A 20,267-nucleotide genomic window follows, 5' to 3' on the forward strand; every position below is an offset into this window, starting at 1 on the left:
GTTTCCCTACCCTCAGCCGCCGTCCCCCCCGCGGGGAACGGCTCATCTCCGGAGGCTAGCATGGCGCACCAAGACCTGCACGATGGCGAACTCAAGGCGCTCACCCAGGTGTGCAACACCGGCATGCAGCACGCCGCCGTCGCCCTGTCCCAGCTGATGGGGAAGGGGGTGAGCATCCAGGTGCCCCGACTCCAGGTGCTGGATGGCTCCGCCCTGCCCCACCTGCTCGAATCGCAGGAGGCGACAGCCCTGCAGTTGCAGATCCTCGGCAACGTGCGCGGCAGCATCATCATCCTCCTGCTCCAGGAAAACGCGCACCGCATCCTGGAACTGTTGCTCGGCAAACTCCCCAAGGAGGGGGAGCCGCTCTCAGAGATGGAGCGCGCCACCCTGATGGAGGTGGGCAACATCCTCGCCTCGGCCTGCCTCAACGCCCTGGGGAATTCGCTCAAGATGACCCTGCTCCCCTCGGTCCCCGCCCTGAGCACCGGACAGGGGAGCGACATCCTCGCCCGCGCCCTGGACCGGGGAGACGGCGATGAGGTGGTGGTGATGATGGACGCCATGTTCTCGGTCTCCGATTCGCTCTGCGGCGGGAGCATCTTCCTCATCCCCGCGCCCGCGTCGCTGGGGGTTCTCCTGGGCGCCCTGGAGCAATGAAAAGGTTGCACCTTACCCGGTTGTATGTCAGAATGCCCGGTCAAACTGCTGCTACTGCGGCACATTGAGGGTCCCGAGCACCAGCCCGAGACCTTCACTACTTTCAGAGGTCGAAGCCATGAAAATCGCCAGAACCGCCGTCTTGTGTCTCGCCCTGATCGCCCTCAACGCCGGCATGGCCCTCAGCGCCGAGCTCTCCCAGGTGGTGCGCACCATCGAGCAGGGGTACGGGTCGCTGAACGACCTGCAGGCCGACTTCAGCCAGAGAAGCAGCATCAAGGCGCTCAAGCGCGAGGAAAAGGGGGCGGGTGAGCTCCTCCTGAAGAAGGGAGGGGGCAAGGAGTCGATGTTCCGCTTCAACTACACCAAGCCCAAGCAGCAGATCGTCTCCAACGGCAAGAGCGTCTGGTACTACCTCCCGGACCAGAAGCAGGTCATGGTGATGGACCTGGCGCAGCTCCTCGAGGCGAGCAACGGCATCGCCATGAACTACCTCTCCGGGCTCGGGCAGGTCTCCAAGGACTTCAGCATCGCCTTCGCCGCGGAGCAGAAGGACAAAAACGGCAACTACCAACTGGAGCTCACCCCGCACAAGAAGAGCCCGGCCATGGCCAAGCTCCTTCTGACCATCTCCGGGGACGCCGTGGAGAGTTTCATCGCCAAGGGACATCCCGGCACCCCCTTCCCGGTGCTCTCCTCCACGGTGGTCGATCAGACCGGCAACGCCACCAGGATGGATTTCAGCAACGTGAAGACCAACCGCGGCATCTCCGGCGGCAAGTTCAATTTCAAGATCCCTTCGGGGGTGCAGGTCATCAAGAGATAGATAAAGCAGATAAAGACAAAGATTAAGAAGCAGACAAAGATAAAGATTTAGATTAAAAAAATACAAAGACTTTTCTTTAGTTTTACTCTGTCTTAATCTCAATCTTAATCTTAATCTGCCTTTAGGGGGTTTTACTCTGTCTTAATCTCAATCTTAATCTTAATCTGCCTTTAGGGGGTTTTATGCCGTCATTCGACATCGTTTCCAAAGTCGACCTGCAGGAGGTCGACAACGCCATCAACCAGACCGTGAAGGAGATCGGGCAGCGCTACGATTTCAAGGGGTCCAAGAGCGAGGTGACCCTGGAGAAGGAGAGCATCAAGGTCCTCTCCGAGGACGACTTCAAGCTGAAGGCGGTCATCGACGTACTGCAGTCCAAGTTCGTCAAGCGCGGCATCTCGCCCAAGGCGCTGCAGTACGGCAAGGTGGAGCAGGCCTCCGGCGGCATGGTGCGCCAGATCATCACCCTGCAGGTGGGGATCTCCAAGGAGAAGGCCAAGGACATCGGCGCCGTGATCAAGGAAACCAAACTCAAGGTACAGAGCCAGATCCAGGACGACCAGGTCCGGGTCACCGGCAAGAACATCGACGACCTCCAGGAGGTGATCCGGATCCTCAAAGGGAAGGATCTCGACATCGACCTGCAGTTCGTCAACTTCAGAAGCTGATCAAGAGGGGAATTTTTTGAACCAGAAGATTAAGGAAAAAGTGAGCCTGGTGAGCCTGGGCTGCCCGAAGAACCTGGTGGATGCCGAGGTGATGCTGGGCTACCTCTCAAAGGACGAGTACGAGGTCACCACCGACGAGATGCAGGCCGATATCATCGTGGTGAACACCTGCTCCTTCATCAAGGAGGCCAAGCAGGAGAGCATCGACACCATCCTCGACCTGGCGGACCGAAAGCACGACGCGCGCTGCAAGCTCCTCATCGTGACCGGCTGCCTGCCGCAGCGCTACCAGGAGGAGCTCGCCAAGGAGCTCCCCGAGGTGGACATCTTCATCGGCACCGGCGACTACCCCCGCATCGCGGAGATCGTCGCGGAGAAGAAGGGGACCGACGCCCAGCTCTGCTACACCGGCGACCCCAACTTCGTCTACAACGACGAGTTGCCGCGCCTGCAGTCCTCGCCGCACTACACGGCCTACCTGAAGATCGCGGAAGGTTGCTCCAACAACTGCTCATACTGCGTGATCCCGTCCCTGCGCGGCGCGCACCGCTCCCGCCCCTTCGCGACCCTCATGGCGGAGGCCAAGTCCCTGGTGGCGGCCGGGGTGAAGGAGCTCAACCTGATCGCCCAGGACATCACCGCCTACGGCAGGGATCTCCCGGAGCAGCCGAGCCTGGAGCTCCTGGTCCAGGAACTGGCCAAGCTCGAGGGGCTCAAGTGGATCAGGCTCCTCTACGCCTATCCGGACGGGGTCAGGGACTCGCTCATCGAGCTGATCAAGAACGAGCCCAAGGTGTGCAAGTACCTCGACCTCCCGATCCAGCACATCTCCGACCCGGTCCTGAAGAACATGAAGCGCAGAAGCGGCGAGGCCGATATCCGCGCCCTGATCGCCAAGCTGCGCAAGGAGATCCCGGACATCGCCATCCGAACCTCCCTCATCGTCGGCTTCCCCGGCGAGACCAACGAAGACTTCAAGACGCTCCTGCAGTTCGTCGAGGAGACCCGCTTCGACCGTCTCGGCGTCTTCTGCTACTCCCGCGAGGAGGGGACCCCGGCGGCGGAGATGCCGGACCAGGTCTCCGAGCGGGTCAAGCGCGAGCGCCACAAGAAGTTGATGCGGACCCAGGCCCGCGTCTCCTTCAAGCACAACCGTACCCTGGTGGACAGCGAGGAAGACGTGCTGGTCGAGGGGTACAGCGAGGAAACCGAGCTCCTCCTGAAGGGGCGTTCCTCCCGTCAGGCCCCCGATGTGGACGGCCAGGTGTACATAACCGCAGGCAACGCCAACGTCGGTGACATAGTCAGATTGAAGATCACTGACTCGTCTGATTACGACCTGATTGGGGAGATCATCGGCTAGGCTTTTAGTCTTGACATGGACCTCTATTGCTGTATTATTGCGTCGCTTTGCGGGACAATGAAAGATATGGAGACAGTTTATACATGACCGAAAAACCCGAAGAAATGAAAGCGATGCTCCTCAAAATGAAAGAGGAGACGCTTAAAGAGATTAACAAGACTGTCAAGTCCGGTTCCGATGCACCGATCAACGAGCCGAGCGGCGACATCTACGACCAGGCCTCCAGCGAGCGCGACCGTGAACTCGGTCTTTTGCTGGGCGACCGGGAGCGCGAGAAATTGCGCAATATAGACGAGGCTTTACTGCGTCTGGAAGAAGGCGAGTACGGCATCTGCGAGGAGTGCGAGGAAGAAATCCCCATCGGGAGGCTGAAGATCGTCCCCTTCGCCCGCCACTGCGTCAAATGCAAGGCGGACCTGGAGAAGCAGCAGGCACAGACCAAGCGCTTCGAAGAGGACAGGGCCTACCGCGAGATCTCCCTGGGCGAGGAAGAGGAAGGGTAACAGTTCACAACAAGGAACGGCGGCGGTGAGACGGGCATTATCCTTTTTCACCCGGCCGGTGCCAGAAATACCAAGAGGGGACGGTAGCGATACCGTCCCCTCTTTTTTTGTGGGAAACATGGGAGTTATGGGAATGATGGGAACTATGGGGACCCACCTGTAGGGGCGAATAACCATTCGCCCCCTCCCAGGTCGGCATCACCCTCGCTAGGGATGGTCCACCGGCGGTGCGGCGATCAGGCGCTGATAATCGCTCTTGCTGATGGAGCTGTGCCAGTGCCCGGTCGCCCTGCCGATCAGGGTCCCGCCGATGAAGAGCGCCACCACCAGGGCAGCGTACACCATCCCCGGCACCACCTTGCCGTTCTTCGCCTTCATTTGCAACGCCTCGGGCTTCGGGCAGGCGCTCACGCAACGCAGGCAGCCGACGCATTCCTCGGAGCAGACCCTTTCCTGGTGCATCACGTCGATGTAGGAGGGGCAGGCCTTGGTGCAGCCGCCGCAGGAGATGCAGGCGCTTTCGTTGCGCTGCACCTTGACCGGCGACAGGCGCGACACCAGGCCGAGCAGCGCGCCGTACGGGCAGAGGAAACGGCAGAACGGGTTCTTGAACAGAAACGAAAGGGCCAGCAGCACGCCGATCACCACGAGCGGCGTCCCGGAGAGGTTCACGAAGAAGTCGAGCATCTTCACGTCGGCCATCTTGTTGTAATCGCCGGTGATGAAGGAGGCGACGCTGTCCGGCGCCATGATCACCAGGATGGAGAACAGGAAGAAGGCGAGCAGCAGGTACTTGATCGGGCGCAGGAGCCAGTCCATCCAGAGCCAAACCTTGAAGTTCTTCCCGAACAGCTTCGTCCCCACCTTCCAGCAGACCTCGGTGATGGTGGATACCGGGCAGACCCAGGAGCAGAAGGAGCGCTTCAACAGAAGCGATACCGCGATGACGGTCAAAAGGACCACCAGCGCCGCCGGGTGCACGTCGTTGATGGTGCCCAGGGTCATCCACCCCTTGAGGCTCACCAAACCGGAGATGGGGAGGAAGGCCTCGACGCCGTCGGGACGCTCAACGAACGGGGTGGCGCCGCCGCTGCGGAAATGGAGCACGAAACGGTAGAAGGTTACCCCCAGGTAGAGGGAAAAGAGGAGAAAGCCCCACTGGACTGCGACCCTGACCTGCTGCACTTTTTTTTCTGCCATGAACCTCACCTTCTTTGCCTTGCGTTTGTGTTGCGACTTATTTTGTCACTACCACATGCTACCGTCGTATCATCAAGGAAAGCGGAGGTAGCATATGGAACCGATGGTCATAGGAGCTGTGGGAATCGTCGTCTACTGCGGGCACCTGACGGTGAAGGACATCATCGCCGATCTGCGTCAGGAAGGGATCCTGGTCAACCCCTTGTCCAGCAAGTGGCGCGGGTGCACGTTGGACAAGGCCTTCAAAAGGCTCTTCTTCACCAGGGGGTTGTCCCGCTCCAAGGTCTCCAATAACTCCTTCATCTTCTTGCGCTGCAAATCGGCGGTGCCGCAGACCGGGCAGCAGCAGCAGACCACCGGGAAACGGTTGTTGCGGGAGAACGGGATAATCTCCTTCTCGGGGACGTAGACCAGAGGCCTGATCACCGTGGTGACGCCGTTGTCGGCCAGCATGCTGGGCGCCATCGCCTTCAAGGAACCCACGAAGAACTGGTTCAAAAGGAGCGTCTCGATGAAATCGTCCATGTGGTGCCCAAGCGCCAGCTTGTTGCAGCCCATCTGCTGGGCGAGCGTGTAAAGCGTGCCGCGCTTCAACCTGGCGCAGATGGAGCAGTATGAGGAGTTGGGACGACGCTTCTCTGAGATGATGTCGTAGTGCTCGGTCTTCTCCATGTGGTAGGTGAAGCCGTGCTCCTTTAGATGCTCCTCGATGATGTCGGCGCGGTAGCCGCGATAGCCGGAGTCGATATTGATGGCGACCAGCTCGTAGCGCACCGGGGCGCGCCGGCGCAGCGTGTCCAGCATGTGCAGCATCGCGTAGGAATCCTTGCCCCCCGAGACGGCGACGGCGATGCGATCCCCTTCGGAGATCAGGCCGAAGTCGTGGATCGCCCTCCCTACCCTGTTCTTGATGCGCGTGAAGAGCGCGTCCTCAATGAGCGCCACGGCAACCTCCCGCGCGCAGTTCTCTGCCAGTCATGATTGCAGCTCTCATATCACTTCCCGACCGCGGCGTCCTGGCTGCCGAATACGGCCGCCCTGAATGCCTCGATCCCCTTCTCTTCGATCAGCCTACCCAGGCGCCCCTGCTGCGGGTCGTTCTTGTAGACTTCCACCACCCTGGCCACGATCTCCAGCACCTCTTCCTCAGTCTGGATGTTGTCCACCAGCAGCTCGGCCAGGCGCGGCCGGGGACCGGAGTTCCCCCCCACCAGGATGCGCCACCCCTTGTTATGGCCGACGATGCCGATGTCTTTCACGCCGGACTCGGAGCAGGCGAGGAGGCAGCCGGAAACGCCCATCTTCATCTTGTTGGGGAGCTCCATGGCATGGTAGATCTTGTCCAGCTTGAGCCCCAGCGAGGCCGAATCGAGGACCGCCCTCTTGCACCACTGGGTGCCCGGGCAGATCTTGATGCTCCTGACGCACAGGCCGATGGCCGCGCCGGGCGTCTGGGCGAGGTCGGCCCAGACCGCGTCGACATCCTCTTCCTTTACGCCGAACATGGCGATGCGCTGGGCCGAGGTGAGCTTCAGTTCCAGCTTGTACTTGTCGGCCACGTCGCAGATCTTTCGCAGGGTGGCGGTATCGGTGAAGCCCCCCGGGATGTGCGGGGCGATGGCGTAGGTCTCGCGGTCACGCTGCAGGATGGCGCCTTTTTCAAGCAGGTCCTTGGTGTTCATCATCTGCTCCTTTGTCTCGATTGAAATTGATGCAGGTCAAAAACCTTGAATATGGGAATGATGGGAGTCATGGGACCTGTGGACGCGGCGTGCGCAGGTCCTTGATGTAACGGACCAGTTCGACCGCGATCTCGTACTTGCCGAAGGGGGGGATCAGGTAGAAGCCACCGGCCTTGGCGCTGGCGGCTTCGATGAACTCCCTGGCGATGGCGAGCCCTTCGGCTACCCCCTCCTCACCGCTCTTGCCGGCCATACGCCTGCGGATCTCCTCGGGGATCACGATGCCCGGCACCTCGTTGTGCAGGAACTCCGCGTTCCTCCCGGAGACCAAGGGGAGCACGCCGGGGAGGATCGGGATGCCCAGGTGCGCGGTCTGCTCCATCATGTCTTCGAAGCGCACGATGTCGTAGATCGGCTGGGTCTGGGCGAAACGGGCGCCGTTGGCCACCTTCTTCGCCAGCCGCCTTACCTGCACCTCCATGCTCTGGGTGTTGGGGTTGAAGGCGGCGCCGACGGTGAAACCGGTGCCGGCGCCGATGGGGTTGCCCAGGGCGTTCACCCCGCTGTTCAGGTCGCTCAGGAGCTTGATGAGCGTAAAGGAGTTCAGGTCGAAAACGGAGGAGGCCCCCGCCTCGTCCCCAAGGCTCGCCGGATCGCCGGTGACCGCCAGGATGGAGCTGACGCCCAGGAGGCTCGCCCCCATAAGCTCGGACTGCATCCCGATCAGGTTGCGGTCGCGGCAGGTGACGTGCGCGATCACCTCGATCCCCACCTCGCGGCGGATCAGCGAGGCGAGCGCCAGGTTCCCCATGCGCACGCGGGCCAGCGGGTTCTCGGCCAGGTTGATGGCGTGGGCACCCGCCTCCTTCAGGGCGCGGCTCCCGGCCAGCACCCTGGCGCAGTCGAGCCCCTTGGGGGGATCTAGTTCGACGGTGATCACCGGCCCGGCGCCCCAGCCGTCGAGGAAGCTGACGGAAGGCTCCCCTCGCCCTCCGGGAGAGGGGGTGGGGGTGAGGGCTTCGCCCCCGGCAACCTCTTCGCTTCGTGGCACCACCCTCACCCGCCCTTCGGGCACCCTCTCCCGGGGGGCGAGGGGAAGATTCAGGCTCCCCTGCAGCCTCCCGGCCATCACCCGGATATGCTCCGGCGTGGTGCCGCAGCAGCCGCCGACAAGCGACGCGCCGGCGGCGACCAGCTCTTCGGCGCGGTCGGCGAAGTACTCGGGGGTGGTGCGGTAGATGTAGCGGCCGTCGAGGTATTCGGGGAAGCCGCTGTTGGGGTAGGCTGCCAGCGGGAGCGGGCAGACGGCAGCGATGCGCTTGACCGTGGCCAGCAGCTCCAACGGTCCGGCGCCGCAGTTGGCGCCCACGACATCGGCCCCGGCCGCGGCCAGGCGAAGCGCGGCGCTCTCGGCAGAGGTCCCCCCGGGGAGCCGCCCCCCTTCACCGAAAGCGAGGTTGGCGACGACGGGAAGCCCGGTCTCCTTGGCGGCCGCCAGGGCGGCCAACAGTTCGTCCAGCTCGGAGAAGGTTTCCAGGATCAGGAGGTCCACTCCCCCCTCGGCGAGTGCCGCCGATTGCACCCGGAAACAGTCGGCGACCTGCTCAGGCGACAGCTCGCTCTTGCCGCGCCCCAGCGGGCCGATGGAGCCGGCCACGAGCAGGTCCCGCCCGTCGACGGCGCTTCTGGCGATTTGTGCACCCTTGCGGTTGATCTCGGCAACCCTCCCCCCCAGGCCGATGGCGGAGAGCCTGGCGCAGTTGGCACCGAAGGTGTTGGTCTCGATGACCTGAGCTCCGGCGGCCAGGTACTCGCGGTGCAGCTCCAGCACCAGCTCCGGGCGCACCAGGTTCAGGTGCTCGAAGTTCGCCTCCGGCGCCACCCCCTTGGCGTAGAGCATGGTGCCGATGGCGCCGTCGCCGATCAGCACCCCTTGCGCGATCCGCTCCAGGAACTTCTTCATCTAGCGACCTCCCAGCACCTTGATCAGGTGCGGCACCAGCTGCTTCTTGCGCGACATGACGCCCTTCATCTCGAAAACGTGCGGCTCGGGCTGCGGGTACCCCATGAACCGGGTGAAGGCCTGCCCACCCTCCATGAGGAACATGGTGCTCTCGGTGGAGATGTCGGTGACCATGAGCCCGGCGAGCTCCAGCCCGTCCTTTTCGCGCCGCGCCGCGAGGGCCTTGCGCAGTTCGGCCTTCATCTCGTTGAACTCGGCGAAGCCGAAGACCTCGACCTGCCCGACGCCGAAGGTAAGCTCACCCTGGCTGAAGAGCTTGAAGTCGGAACCTATTACCCGCTCGGGGCTCCCGTAGCCGGAGAGCGCCCCCGACGCGGCGAAGATCTCGGCGCCGAAGGATTCCCAGTCGAGCCCCGCGACGGCGGCGAGGCGCGCCACGGTGGCGCGGTCCCTGGGCGTCGTGGTCGGGGACTTCAGGATCACGGTGTCGGAGAGGATGCCGGCCAGAAGGAGCGCCGCGATCTGGGCGGGGGGCTCCACCTCGTGCTCCTCGTAGAGCGAGGCGACGATGGTGCAGGTGCTCCCCACCGGGGCGGTGATGAAGGGGATCGGGTTGCTGGTGGGCGGGTTCCCCAGCTTGTGGTGGTCGATCACCTCGAGGATCTCCAGATCCTCGGCGCCGGGCACCGACTGGGAGAGCTCGTTGTGATCCACCAGGATCAGGGCGTAGGGGAGCGGCGCGAACAGTGAGGACTTGGTGGCGACACCGGCCAGGGTGCCGTCCTCCTCGAGCGCCAGCACCGCGCTCTCGCCCGAGTGCAGCAGCTTGTCCCGCAGTCGTCCCAGCGGCTCCCCCACCGAAACGCTCTCGAAGTTCAAAACGGCCAGCTCCAGCACCGGGGTGGCCAGCCGGGCCCGGGCAACGGTGGCCGCGGTGTCAAGCGGCGTGGAGAGAAGCGCGACCCCGCGGGCCTGCGCCAAACGCACCACGTCCTCGGCCACGGGGAGACCGCCGGTCACCACTAACAGGCGCACGCCGCGCTCGATGGAGGCCTTCTGGATCGAGGTACGGTCGCCGGTCACGACCACCAAGGTGGCGGGATCGAAGCCGGAGATCCGGTCCACGAAGGATTCCTCGGCCATGGCTCCCACGAAGAGGTGCAGGCTTTCCACGGCGGCGTCGGCGCTGCCGGCGAGGAAGCTCCCGGAGAGGCAGGCGGCCAGCGAGGCGAGCGAGGCGGAGACCAGCCGCAGCGAGTCGGCGCCGGTCACCAGCGAGCGCTCGGCGATCTTTCTCAGCGGGATGACGCCCTTGGGGACGCTGGCGGCGTCGAGCACCGGCAGCACCCTGATGGCGTTGTGGTGGAACTGTTCCAGCGCGGTCAAAAGCGGCGCGTCCGCGGCAACCGTGATAGGGGTGCGCTGGATCACGTCGCGCACCTTGGGGTGCACGTCGGCCAAGTACAAGGGCGCGTCGATGCCAAGCCGCCCCAAGAGCCAGGTGGTCTGGGGGTTCAGGTTGCCGGCCATGGCGGCGGTGACCCGCTCGTTCCCAAGCGCCCGCTTCAGGTGGGCGTAGGCGAGGGCCGAGGCGATCGAGTCGGTGTCCGGGTTTCTGTGGCCGATAACGAAAATCTGCTTGTCCATGTTTCCTTTCGTGTGCGTCCTGCGCGCGCCGGCGGGAAGGTCTTCCCCGGCCGCCTTCACGCGCGACGAAAAAAATTAAATTTGTCGTTTTTTTGCCGCGTGCCGTATAGAATGGCGCCGGCAAAGAACACGACAAAGGAGAGCAAGGCATGCATGCAGCGGTACAATGGCTGGTTGAAACCATAGGGGCGATGGGCTATCCCGGGATCTTTCTCCTGATGGCCCTGGAGAGCTCCGTCATCCCCATCCCCAGCGAGCTGGTGATGCCGCCGGCCGGGTACCTGGCCCAGCAGGGACAGATGAGCATGATCGTGGCCATCGCCTGCGGCACCGCGGGAAGCCTGGTGGGCGCCTACGCCAACTACTTCGCGGCGCATTACCTCGGGCGTCCGCTGGTTCTGAAGTACGGCAAGTACGTCTTCATAACCGAGGAGAAATTCGCCAAGGTGGAGCGCTTCTTCAAGGACCACGGCGAGATCTCGACCTTCATCGGGAGGCTGTTGCCGGTGGTGCGCCACCTGATCTCGCTCCCGGCTGGCCTGGCCGGGATGAACCACGTCAAGTTTTCCCTCTACACCCTGCTCGGCGCCGGGATCTGGGTCACCGTGCTCACCTTCATCGGCTACGTCATCGGGAGCAACCAGGAACTGATCATGCGCTACTCGCATCAGGCGCTCATCGGCGTCGTCATCGTAAGCGCCGTGATCGTCGCCGTGTACGTTCGCCTGCAGCGCAGAAACGGCGCCCAATCCCCGGAATAACCCCCACCATAAAGCAAGGGCGGGTCCAGGACCCGCCCTCAGTAACGCCTTTGTTACCCGAACCGCGGAAGGGAAAGCCTTCCGCTTAGCCTTCTACTTGGGAACCTTCTCCCAGTCTTCCAGGAACTTCTTGATGCCGGCGTCGGTGAGCGGATGCTTGGCAAGCTGCAGCATGACCGAGTAGGGGATGGTGCAGACGTCGGCGCCGATGAGAGCCGAGTTCAGCACGTGCACCGGGTTCCTGATGCTGGCCACGATGATCTGGGCATCCATGCCGTAGTTGTCGAAGATGGTCCTGATCTCTTCGATGATCCCCATGCCGTCCTGGGAGATGTCGTCCAGGCGGCCTACGAACGGGGAGACGTAGGTGGCGCCGGCCTTGGCGGCGAGCAGGGCCTGCATCGGGGTGAAGATCAGCGTGACGTTGGTCTTGATTCCCTGCTTGTGCAGGGTCTTGGTCGCCTTGAGCCCCTCCGGGGTCATGGGGAGCTTGATAACGATGTTCGGGTGGATCTTGGCCAGCTCGGTCGCCTCGGCGATCATGCCGTCATGCTCCAGGGAGATGACTTCCGCGGAAATCGGGCCGTCCACGCTCTCGGTGATCTCCTTGATCACTTCCTCAAAACGCCGGCCGCTCTTGGCGATCAGGGAGGGGTTGGTGGTAACGCCGTCCACCAGTCCCAGTTCGTTGGCCTCCCGAATCTCTTTAACGTCCGCTGTGTCGATAAAAAACTTCATCTTTCCTCCGGTTGAGTTGTTAGTGCCGCTGTTGCATCTCTTCGAATTTTTTCAAACAGTCCATGGAGCAGAAGTGATAACGCTTCCCCTCCAACCTGCCGACCACCGCGTCGGCCTCCGCTATGTACACGCCGCAGACCGGATCCTGAAAGGTCTCGGCGGCGGCAGGCTCCTTTTTCGCTATCTTTTCGGCCGATTTGCCGACGAACATGCGGTACACGAGGTACGCCAGCAGCGCCCAGATCAGAAACTTCACTCGTCCCCCCTCAAATCCTGACCACCTTCTCGGGGGAGGTCAGCTCCGTCAACAGTTCTATGATGCGCTTGCCCAGGATCGGGTGCACCAGGTCCGGTGCGATGTCGGACAGCGGCTGGAGGACGAAACGGCGCTCCGCCAGGCGCGGATGCGGGATGGCGAGTTCCGCGCCGTCGAAGACCAGCTCGCCGTAGAGGAGGATGTCGAGGTCCATGCTGCGGGCGCCCCAGCGCTCCGACGGCACCCGGTGGAACACTTCGGTCTCCAGCTTCTTAAGCCGCTCCAGAAGCTCCAGCGGCGCCAGTTCCGTGTTGAGGCGCACCGCGGCGTTGTAGAAGTTGTCCTGGGGCACCCCTCCGACCGGCTCGGTCTCGTAGAAGGGGGAAACGGCGGTGACCCTTGTTTGCGGCAGCTTGCCCAACTCCGCTACCGCCATCAGGAGCTTCAGCTCCCGGTCGCCGATGTTGCTCCCCAGCCCTATGTACGCGCACTGTTCCACAGCCGCAGATTAGAACACAAATCCCTTTTTTTTTCAACCCTGCCCGCCCGCGCCGCTAAAGCCGCCCCCGGTGCGGCACGGCCCGATTCGGGAGGTGTGTTTCTGAAGATTAGATGTTATAGTATACGATCTTAATAAGATTGCGCCCCACCGACGACCGCGGGCTGCGGCGACGACTCTAAGCGAGCGTGAGTATGAACGATGCCAAGATGAGCAAGTCTGATTTGTACGAAGCCCCGAAAGACAGCGGTCTGGACGAACTGGAGACCGAGGAACTGGTGCGACTGGGTGGCGAGGCCCTGGAGGCGCGCAACTTCGCCGCCGCCCACCGCTACCTCCATGCCGCCCTGCAAAGGCGGCGGTCCGCCGAGCACCTCTCCCTGTACGCCCTGGCCCTGGCCCAACACACCGGCAACACCAGGACCGCCCTCGCCCTGTGCCAGGAGGCGGTCAAGCAGGAGCCCAAGAACCCCAACCATTTTCTGCGCCTTGGGACCATCCACCTCGCCGCCGGGAAGAAGAAGGAGGCGATCAGGGCGCTGCAGTTGGGGCTCAGGGTGGGGAAAAGCCCCGCCATCAGCAGGCTCCTGCAGACGCTCGGACACCGGGAGAAACCGGTGCTCCCCTTCCTCGCCAGGGGGAACCCCCTCAACAAGTACCTGGGCAAGATACGGAACAGCCTTTTCAAGAAGTAGCCGTGTATCCCCCACGGAAGGGGAGGAGCGTCGGCAGCAGTTGGTCTCTAATTTTGCGATAGCTGCGAGCGCTAACGGAGGGACGGATGATTCAGTACCTGACGCTGAAAAGCAGGGAGAGAACGGAGCTGATCGACATCACCGCCAGGGTCGAGGAGCTGATCGCGGCCTCCATGGTGGGGAGCGGCTGCTGCGACGTCTTCGTGCTGCACACGACGGCGGCGGTCACGGTAAACGAGGGGGCGGACCCGGCGGTGAAACGGGACATCGCCAACTGCCTGGACCGGCTGGTGCCGGACGCGCACTACTTCACCCACGCAGAGGGGAACTCGGCGGCGCACGTCAAGTCGAGCCTGGTGGGAAGCTGCCAGCGGCTCCTGATCGACCGGGGCAAGCTCCTTTTGGGCACCTGGCAGGCGCTCTACTTCTGCGAGTTCGACGGTCCGAGGGAGCGGAAGGTGGCGGTGAGGATCAGCGCGGACTAGTCGGCGCCGAAGTGGTCGAAGCCGCGCCGCGGCGGCGTGTAGGATGAGCCGTCGGGGGCGACAAGCTCGATCCCGGTTCCGGCCTTGATCTCACCGATGACGGAGACGGGGAGGCCGACGGAGGCGCAGAGAGCCGCGACATCGGGCTCCCTCCCGGCCGGTATGCAGAAGAGGAGTTCGTAGTCCTCCCCCCCCGAGAGCGCCAGCGGGTAAGGATCGGCGCCGCACTCGGCGCGGTAGGCGTCCGACAGGGGGAGCCGCGCAAGCTCCAGGCGCGCCCCCACCCCCGACATCTCGCAGATGTGCCCCAGGTCCTGCAGCACCCCGTCGCTCACGTCGATCATGGCGGTGACGAGCCCCGCCTCGGCCAGCGCCACCCCAGCCTCGACCCTCGGGGTCGGGTCGAGCTGCCGCCGCACCAGGAAACCTTCCCGTACCCCGCCGAAAAGCTGCTTAAGCCCCGCCGCCGCGTCACCGACCGTTCCGGTCACGCAGACAACGTCGCCAGGCCGCGCGCCGCTTCTCTTCAGCACCAGCTCCGGGCGCTGCTCCCCGAGCGCGGTGACCGAGATGGCCACCCCCCCCTTGGAGGCGCAGGTGTCTCCCCCCACGAGCGTCGCACCGTAGCGGCCGGCCTGCTCCAGCATGCCGGCCATGAAGCCGTCCATGAATTCCAGCGGAACATCCTTGGGGAGCGCCACGCCGAGCAGGAAGTGGCGCGGACGCGCGCCCATGGCGGCGACGTCGGAGAGGTTGACCGAAAGGGATTTTCTGCCAAGGGTGAACGGGTCGCAGAAGGAGAGGTCGAAGTGGACCCCTTCCAGCAGCATGTCGGAGGTGATCAGGGTGACCTGCCCGGGGGTGGGAGACAGCGCCGCCGCGTCGTCCCCGATGCCCAGAAGCACCGAGGGTGACGCGGCGACGTTTGCTTTGATCCTGTCTATCAGGCCGAATTCGCCCAGCTCGGCCAGTTTCAAGCCTTGCCCCTCACCGGGGCCGCGACCGGGACGCGGGTCCTCACCTTGGGTTTGGGCGGCTCAGGCTTGGGCGCCTTGGGCGCCGGGGGCGGGAACTTCTCCAGGGCGACCGCCAGCACGTCATCGATGTTGGAGGCGGCGACGATCTTGAGCTTCTTGAGGATGGTCTTCGGGACGTCCTCGAGGTCCTTCTTGTTCTGCACCGGGATGATCACCGTGGTGACCCCCAGGCGCGCCGCGGCGAGGATCTTCTCCTTGAGGCCGCCGATGGGGAGCACCTTGCCGCGCAGGGTAATCTCGCCGGTCATGGCGACCTCCTTGCGCACCGGGATCCTGGTGAGCGCCGAGACCAGCGCGGTCGCCATGGTGACCCCCGCGGAGGGGCCGTCCTTGGGTATGGCGCCGGCGGGGACGTGCACGTGGATGTCGATGGTCGAGCTGAAATCCTCGGGGATGTTCAGTTCCGCGGTCTTGGAGCGGATGTAGGAAAGGGCCGCCTGGACCGACTCCTTCATCACGTCGCCCAGCTGGCCGGTGAGGGTGAGCACCCCCTTCCCTTTCATGACCGTCGCCTCGACAAAGAGCACCTCGCCTCCAACCGGGGTCCAGGCGAGACCGGTGACCACGCCGACCTCGTTCTTCTCCATCTCCTCCTCGCGCAGGAACTTCGGCGGTCCCAGGTACTTCGCAACGGTTCCGGCGGTGATGACGAACTTCTCCCCCTTCCCCTCGGCGAACTTCCTCGCCACCTTGCGGCAGACGCTGCCGATCTCGCGCTCCAGGTTCCTAAGCCCCGCCTCGCGGGTGTACTTGGCGATGATGGTGCGCAGGGCCTCCTCGGAGAAGACCACGATCTCCTCGGTGATGCCGTTTTCCTTCACCTGGCGCGGCACCAGGTAGCGCTTGGCGATGCCGAGCTTCTCCTCCTCGGTGTAGCCCGACAGGTTGATGACCTCCATCCTGTCGCGCAGCGGCCCCGGGATGGTGTCCATCTGGTTCGCCGTGGCGATGAACATCACGTTGGAGAGGTTGAAGGGGAGGTTTATGTAGTGGTCCGAGAAGCTGTTGTTCTGCTCCGGATCGAGCACCTCCAATAGCGCCGAAGAGGGGTCGCCCCTGAAGTCGGAGCCGAGCTTGTCCAGCTCGTCCAGCATGAAGACCGGGTTGTTGGAGCCGGCCTGCTTGAGCCCCTGGATGATCCTGCCCGGCAGCGCCCCCACGTAGGTGCGACGGTGGCCGCGGATCTCGGCCTCGTCGCGCACCCCCCCAAGGGAGATGCGCACGAACTTCCTCCCCATGGCGCGGGCGATCGACTTGCCCAGGCTGGTCTTGCCGACGCCGGGAGGCCCCACGAAGCAGAGGATCGGCCCCTTCATCTTCTTCTTGAGCTTTCTGACCGCCAGGAACTCGAGGATCCGCTCCTTCACCTTCTCCAGGAAGAAGTGGTCCTCGTTGAGGATCTCGGAGGCGCGCTTGATCTCCAGGGCGTCCTTGGTCGATTTCCCCCAGGGGATGTCCACCATCCAGTCCAGAAACGTCCTGAGCATCCCGGCCTCGGCGGCGTCCGGGTGCATCTGCTCCAGGCGCCCGAGCTGCTTCAAGGCCTCCTTCTCGACGTTCTGGGGCATCTTGGCGTTTTCGATGGCCTTTCTCAGCTCGGCCATCTCCTCGCTTCTGGCGTCGGTCTCTCCCAGCTCCTGCTGGATGGCGCGCAACTGCTCGCGCAGGTAGTATTCGCGCTGACTCTTACCCATCTCCTCCTTGGCGGCGGACTGGATGCGGGCCTGCATGTTGAGAAGCTCGCTCTCCTTGTTCAGGAGGTCGTTCACTTTCTTCAGGCGCTCCAACGGATCGATCACCTCGAGAAGCCCCTGCGCCTCCTCCACCTTGAGGCCGATGTTGCTGGCCACGAGGTCGGCCAGCGCCCCCGGCTCCTGCATGTTCTCGACGATGACCATCACCTCGGGGGAGACGGCCTTGCCGAGAGCCACGATCTTCGCCAGCTCTTCCTTCACGGTGCGGATCAGGGCCTCGGACTCCAGCGTGTTCTCCGGGGCCGCCGGCTCGATGATGCGGTCGATGTGCACCGAGTAGAAGGGCTTCTCGGCCAGGTACTCGGTGATGCGCCCCTTGGTGAGCCCCTGCACCAGGATCTTCACCCTGCCGTCGGGAAGCTTCAGCATGCGCATGATCATGGCGACGGTGCCGACCTCGTAGATCGCCTCCGGGGCCGGGTCCTCGTCCCCCACGTCCCTTTGCGTGGCGAGGAAGATCATGCGGTCTTTGGAAAGGGCGTGATCGACCGCCGCGATGGATATCTCGCGCCCCACGAAGAGCGGCAGAATCATGTAGGGATAGACGACCACGTCCCGTACCGGGAGCAGCGGCAGAACATCCGGTATATTAAGTTCTTCGGTCTCCTGCCTGTTTTCCATTTACCTCTCCTTACTGAATCGGGATCTCGCGGATGTGCGGCGTCTCCCCCTTGCGCCAAGGGAACTCGACCGTGAGCAGACCGCGCCGGTAACGCGCCTTTACCCCCTCCAGGTCGACGCCGGGAGGGACCTCGATGGCCCTGCAGAAGCGGCCGGTGCCGCGCTCAAGGCAGGTGTAGGTCGCCCCCGGATCCGCTTCGTCCCGTGCCGTCCCCTCCACCACCAGGGTGGAGCAGCACATGCTCAGGGTGATGTCGCTGCGGTCGCAGCCGGGGAGTTCCACTTCGACCACGAAGGAGCGGTCGGTTTCGTAGATGTCGACCAACGGGGACTGTTCCTTGTCGGTGAAGCCTTCCCGCCCCTCCAGCGTGGAGAGAAAACGGAAGATCTCGTCCATCTGCTGGCGGAACAGGTTCAGCCATTCCAAAGGTTCCTTGGGAATTACCGCCATCGCGCCCCTCTGTTGCCATGCTCTTAATGAAAAACCGGCCCCGTGGCCGGTGCAGATGATTTAACCATCTTTATCATGAAAGTCAAGGTAATCCGGCTTAACCTGGGAGCTCCCCTCGCCCCGCGCGGGTTTCCGGGTTCAAGCGCCCGGGATCCTTAATGATTACCGTTTTGGAATTGAATTTATTAGCGCCGATGTGTATAATCCGCCAACCTCACCGGGCCGCATGGCCCGGCAGTGCCCGGACTGCCCCGGGCCGAGCCCCCGGCGCGCCGCGACTGCGCCCCCACCACACGTTCTCTCGAATAAAAGGGCCCTACATGAAAAGATACGCAGCACTGTCATCGCTTCTGGCGATGACCCTGTTCAGCACCGGCTTCAGCTGGCCGTTCCCGGCGACCAACAGCTGCCTGGAGGCGAAGAAGACCATCCTGGAGCTGTCACCGCAGGCAAGCGAACAGAAGAGAAAGGATGCCGAAAAGCGCGTGGCGGAGCTTTGCCCCACCGGCGCTCCCGGCAAGTACTTGAAGGCGCTCGCCTTCGAGCGCAGCGGCAACGTCGACGCCGCCATCCAGGAGTACCGCGAGACCCTGGCGCTGGACCCCGACTTCTACCCGGCCAGCGGCAACCTGGGGCTCTTGCACCTGCAGAAAGGGGCCAGCGAGGAGGCGGCGGTCGAGCTCTCCCAGGGGCTCAAGACCGGCGACCCGCGCTACCACGGGGGGCTCGCCCGCATCCTGGCCCAGAAGGAGCTGCACCAGCTCGCCATCTTCCACTACACCGAGGCGCTGACGGCCCTCCCCGAGGACGCCTCCCTGCACACGGACCTGGCCGTTTCCTATGACGCGGTCGGGCAGAAGCAGAAGGCCGAGGACGAGTACAAAAAGGCGCTCGCTATCCAGCCGGGGAACGCCCGGGCGCGCCTGGGGCTCGGAGCCCTGCTACTGGCCCGCGGCGAGATCGACAAGGCGGTGACCGAGCTGAAACAGGCCGCCATCGCTGAGCCGGGGAACAAGGAGGTTCACCGCCTGCTCGCCGAGGGGTACGTCCGCAAGGGGGACCAGAAGAGCGCCGAGTACGAGCGGGTGCTGGCCGGCATCGCCCCCAAGGTGAAGGAGACGCCCAAGGTAGACCACATGGCCCTCGCCGATCAGTACCGCAACGCCAAGGACTTCGAGATGGCGATCAGCGAATATCGCCTGCGGATCGCGGAGGAGCCCGCCGACGCCGTGGCGCAGCAGCGCCTGGGCGACTGTCTGCTGGCGGTGGGGCGCGAGGACGAGGCGATGTCCTACTACCGCGACGCGATCAGGAGCAAGGGTGAGAACCCGCAGCTGCATCTGAACCTGGCCGGCATCTACGAGCGCAAGGCGCTCTTGGACGAAGCGGTGGTGGAATACCGCCAGGTGCTCGCCAGCACCCCGGACAACCAGCAGGCGCGCCAGCGCCTGGCCGAGATCTACACGCTGAGGGGAAGCTTCCCTCAGGCCCTGGAGCAGTACCAGGCGCTGATCAAGGCGAACCCCGGGGACGCCCCGACCCAGTTGAAGCTGGCCCGCGCCTTCGTCAACACCAAGGACCTCGACTCGGCCATCAGCGCCTACCAGGCGGCCATCAAGCTGGACCCGGAGTCGCTGGAAACCCACCGCGAACTCGCCAACCTTTTGCGCAAGCGCAACGAGATGGACCAGGCCGCCAACGAGTACCAGGAAGTGCTGCGCCTGAAAAAGGACGATCAGGAGGCCCGCACCGCCCTAACCGCCATCTACGTGAAGAACAAGAACTACGACTCCCTGGCCAAGCTGCTCAAGGAAGGGGTCGAGCTCTCCCCCAGCGACGCCAACGCGCATTACAAGCTGGGCCTGGTCTACGAGTTCCAGAAGAACTACACCGCCGCCACCGACGAGTACAAGGAAGCGGTGAAACTCAAGCCCGACCATGCCAAGGCGCTCAACGCCATGGGGCGCGTGCAGATGAAGGACGGCCACATCGCCGAGGCCAAGGAGTCGCTCGAGGCGGCGCGCAAGGCCGACCCGGACCTGGAGGAGGCCCAGGTCCTCTTGAGCAACATCAAGGACGAATTCAACCCCGAACCGAGAAGCTACCGCAAACACAAGGGGTCGAGCGGGAGCAAGGCGAAGAAGGGGAAGAAAGGGAAGAAGTCGAAGGATAAGGAGGAGAAATCCTCGAAGAAGTCCTCCTCCAAAAAGAAGAAGTCCTCGAAGAAGAAGCACAAGGAAGAGTAGCCGCCCGCGCGGGCAGCAGGATCCATAAAAAGGCAGCTCCCTGGAGGGGGCTGCCTTTTTCGCTGCCGGCATTCTTTCCCATAGTTCCCATAGTTCCCATAGTTCCCATAGTTCCCATAGTTCCCATAGTTCCCATAGTTCCCGCAGTCCCCGCAGTCGACCAAGAAAAAAGGCCGGGGGTAAGCCCCCCGGCCTTTTTCTCTGTTCGCCCA

The 20,267-nt window shown here is 63.5% G+C and carries 20 protein-coding genes; 9 read left to right on the forward strand and 11 right to left on the reverse strand.

What is annotated here, in order from left to right:
- Positions 1–60: 60 nt before the first annotated feature.
- From KOM00_RS02955 to KOM00_RS02975, 5 genes are all read left to right on the forward strand, one after another.
- Complete coding sequence (locus tag KOM00_RS02955; RefSeq protein ID WP_216497346.1) at positions 61–660, forward strand: chemotaxis protein CheC; 600 nt, start codon at positions 61–63, stop codon at positions 658–660.
- A 118-nt stretch (positions 661–778) separates the two neighbouring features.
- Positions 779–1,486, forward strand: coding sequence for a LolA family protein (locus KOM00_RS02960; RefSeq protein WP_216497347.1), 708 nt, complete (start codon positions 779–781; stop codon positions 1,484–1,486).
- A gap of 182 nt (positions 1,487–1,668) precedes the next feature.
- Positions 1,669–2,154, forward strand: a complete 486-nt coding sequence (locus KOM00_RS02965; RefSeq protein ID WP_216497348.1) for a YajQ family cyclic di-GMP-binding protein — start codon at positions 1,669–1,671, stop codon at positions 2,152–2,154.
- A 16-nt stretch (positions 2,155–2,170) separates the two neighbouring features.
- Positions 2,171–3,517 carry a 30S ribosomal protein S12 methylthiotransferase RimO gene (gene rimO, locus KOM00_RS02970; protein WP_216497349.1) on the forward strand — a complete coding sequence of 449 codons (1,347 nt, stop codon included), beginning with the start codon at positions 2,171–2,173 and terminating at the stop codon, positions 3,515–3,517.
- A gap of 83 nt (positions 3,518–3,600) precedes the next feature.
- Positions 3,601–4,020 carry a TraR/DksA family transcriptional regulator gene (locus tag KOM00_RS02975; RefSeq protein ID WP_015721986.1) on the forward strand — a complete coding sequence of 140 codons (420 nt, stop codon included), beginning with the start codon at positions 3,601–3,603 and terminating at the stop codon, positions 4,018–4,020.
- 207 nt (positions 4,021–4,227) lie between these two features.
- Here the strand turns inward: KOM00_RS02975 and KOM00_RS02980 are convergent, their stop codons facing one another.
- The 5 genes from KOM00_RS02980 to KOM00_RS03000 all read right to left on the reverse strand — a co-directional run bounded on the left by KOM00_RS02980 (position 4,228) and on the right by KOM00_RS03000 (position 10,512).
- The gene (locus KOM00_RS02980) at positions 4,228–5,220 is read right to left on the reverse strand and encodes a 4Fe-4S binding protein (RefSeq protein ID WP_216497350.1); all 993 of its coding nucleotides are present in this window, start codon (positions 5,218–5,220) and stop codon (positions 4,228–4,230) included.
- A gap of 177 nt (positions 5,221–5,397) precedes the next feature.
- Complete coding sequence (ttcA, locus tag KOM00_RS02985; protein WP_216497351.1) at positions 5,398–6,165, reverse strand: tRNA 2-thiocytidine(32) synthetase TtcA; 768 nt, start codon at positions 6,163–6,165, stop codon at positions 5,398–5,400.
- A gap of 50 nt (positions 6,166–6,215) precedes the next feature.
- Positions 6,216–6,902, reverse strand: a complete 687-nt coding sequence (locus tag KOM00_RS02990) for a nitrite/sulfite reductase domain-containing protein (protein ID WP_216497352.1) — start codon at positions 6,900–6,902, stop codon at positions 6,216–6,218.
- A 67-nt stretch (positions 6,903–6,969) separates the two neighbouring features.
- Entirely contained in the window at positions 6,970–8,865 is a 1,896-nt protein-coding gene (locus KOM00_RS02995; protein ID WP_216497353.1) for a bifunctional homocysteine S-methyltransferase/methylenetetrahydrofolate reductase, read from the reverse strand.
- Entirely contained in the window at positions 8,866–10,512 is a 1,647-nt protein-coding gene (locus KOM00_RS03000) for a putative manganese-dependent inorganic diphosphatase (RefSeq protein WP_216497354.1), read from the reverse strand.
- A 149-nt stretch (positions 10,513–10,661) separates the two neighbouring features.
- On the opposite strand from KOM00_RS03000, the gene KOM00_RS03005 reads away from it, so the two are divergent.
- On the forward strand, positions 10,662–11,273 hold the full coding sequence (locus tag KOM00_RS03005) for a DedA family protein (protein ID WP_216497355.1): 612 nt from the start codon (positions 10,662–10,664) through the stop codon (positions 11,271–11,273).
- A gap of 93 nt (positions 11,274–11,366) precedes the next feature.
- On the opposite strand, the gene fsa is transcribed toward KOM00_RS03005, so the two are convergent.
- Genes fsa through folK form a run of 3 tightly spaced genes read right to left on the reverse strand, consistent with a single transcriptional unit; the run spans position 11,367 to position 12,766 of the window.
- Entirely contained in the window at positions 11,367–12,011 is a 645-nt protein-coding gene (fsa, locus tag KOM00_RS03010) for a fructose-6-phosphate aldolase (RefSeq protein WP_216497356.1), read from the reverse strand.
- 19 nt (positions 12,012–12,030) lie between these two features.
- Entirely contained in the window at positions 12,031–12,267 is a 237-nt protein-coding gene (locus KOM00_RS03015; RefSeq protein WP_216497357.1) for a YHS domain-containing protein, read from the reverse strand.
- A 10-nt stretch (positions 12,268–12,277) separates the two neighbouring features.
- Positions 12,278–12,766, reverse strand: coding sequence for a 2-amino-4-hydroxy-6-hydroxymethyldihydropteridine diphosphokinase (gene folK, locus KOM00_RS03020; protein WP_216497358.1), 489 nt, complete (start codon positions 12,764–12,766; stop codon positions 12,278–12,280).
- A gap of 209 nt (positions 12,767–12,975) precedes the next feature.
- Here folK and KOM00_RS03025 point away from each other — a divergent pair, with 209 nt between their 5' ends.
- Both KOM00_RS03025 and KOM00_RS03030 read left to right on the forward strand, forming a co-directional pair.
- Positions 12,976–13,461 (forward strand): tetratricopeptide repeat protein, encoded by a 486-nt coding sequence (locus KOM00_RS03025; protein WP_216497359.1) that lies wholly within the window; start codon positions 12,976–12,978, stop codon positions 13,459–13,461.
- A gap of 86 nt (positions 13,462–13,547) precedes the next feature.
- On the forward strand, positions 13,548–13,946 hold the full coding sequence (locus KOM00_RS03030; protein ID WP_216497360.1) for a secondary thiamine-phosphate synthase enzyme YjbQ: 399 nt from the start codon (positions 13,548–13,550) through the stop codon (positions 13,944–13,946).
- Here the strand turns inward: KOM00_RS03030 and thiL are convergent.
- The 3 genes from thiL to KOM00_RS03045 are packed head-to-tail and all read right to left on the reverse strand — an operon-like array spanning position 13,943 to position 17,809.
- Positions 13,943–14,923: a thiamine-phosphate kinase gene (gene thiL, locus KOM00_RS03035; RefSeq protein WP_216497361.1), complete on the reverse strand. Its 981-nt coding sequence runs from the start codon at positions 14,921–14,923 to the stop codon at positions 13,943–13,945. The genes KOM00_RS03030 and thiL overlap by 4 nt on opposite strands.
- Positions 14,920–17,358, reverse strand: coding sequence for an endopeptidase La (lon, locus tag KOM00_RS03040; protein WP_216497362.1), 2,439 nt, complete (start codon positions 17,356–17,358; stop codon positions 14,920–14,922). The genes thiL and lon overlap by 4 nt, the downstream gene beginning before the upstream one ends.
- A 10-nt stretch (positions 17,359–17,368) precedes the next feature.
- Positions 17,369–17,809 (reverse strand): Hsp20/alpha crystallin family protein, encoded by a 441-nt coding sequence (locus tag KOM00_RS03045; RefSeq protein ID WP_216497363.1) that lies wholly within the window; start codon positions 17,807–17,809, stop codon positions 17,369–17,371.
- A 320-nt stretch (positions 17,810–18,129) separates the two neighbouring features.
- Between KOM00_RS03045 and KOM00_RS03050 the strand changes: the two genes are divergently transcribed.
- A complete protein-coding gene (locus KOM00_RS03050; protein WP_216497364.1) occupies positions 18,130–20,055 on the forward strand; it encodes a tetratricopeptide repeat protein in 1,926 nt (641 codons plus the stop codon).
- The last annotated feature ends 212 nt before the right edge of the window (positions 20,056–20,267 follow it).

This window comes from Geomonas diazotrophica, from assembly GCF_018919385.1.
GTDB lineage: Bacteria > Desulfobacterota > Desulfuromonadia > Geobacterales > Geobacteraceae > Geomonas > Geomonas diazotrophica.